Source organism: Flavobacterium sp. DW-iso2, assembly GCF_058725285.1.
In genome coordinates this window covers 1-520 of the sequence record NZ_JBZXDY010000089.1, presented here as the reverse complement: position 1 = coordinate 520, position 520 = coordinate 1, and the positions used below count along the sequence as shown (strand labels likewise).

Sequence of the window (520 nt, the reverse complement as noted above, 5' to 3'; positions counted from 1 at the left end):
CAGGGCGGGGATGTACTTCTCGCAACCAAAACGACGTTTAGAACGGCAGGACGTACTGTGTTATACAGTGGTATTGCTGTATTCATCGGATTCCTTGCTCTGATGCTCGCCAAGTTTCAGCTGTACCAGGCAACCTCTTCAGTGGCATTTGCAGTAGCGGTTCTCATTGTCGTCCTCAATACGTTGAATCCATTCTTCATGGTTGTATTAGGCAAAAAGATGTTCTGGCCATCGAATAAATTTGAAGGTCACGCAGATAGCCGCTTATGGGGATTTTTGTCTCGGAACGCGGCAAGTAGACCTGTTCTTGCCATCATTCTTGTTGCCGTAATCAGCATTCCGTTTTTGTTCAGCTACAGTAACCGGCTTAGTTATAATGATCTGTTTGAGGTCAATAACAATTATACATCCAAACAGGGAATTAATCTGATCATGGATCATTACCCACCAGGTTTCTCTGCCCCAACCACACTGGTTGTACAATCCGAGCAGTCGATGGATAACCAAACGTTTTTAAAAG

General features: G+C 44.4%; 1 protein-coding gene. It reads left to right on the top strand.

Features of this window, described 5'->3' with window-relative positions:
* On the top strand, positions 1 to 520 hold a 520-nt coding region (locus tag AC4PRO_RS18235), incomplete at both ends, for an MMPL family transporter (protein ID WP_492118408.1).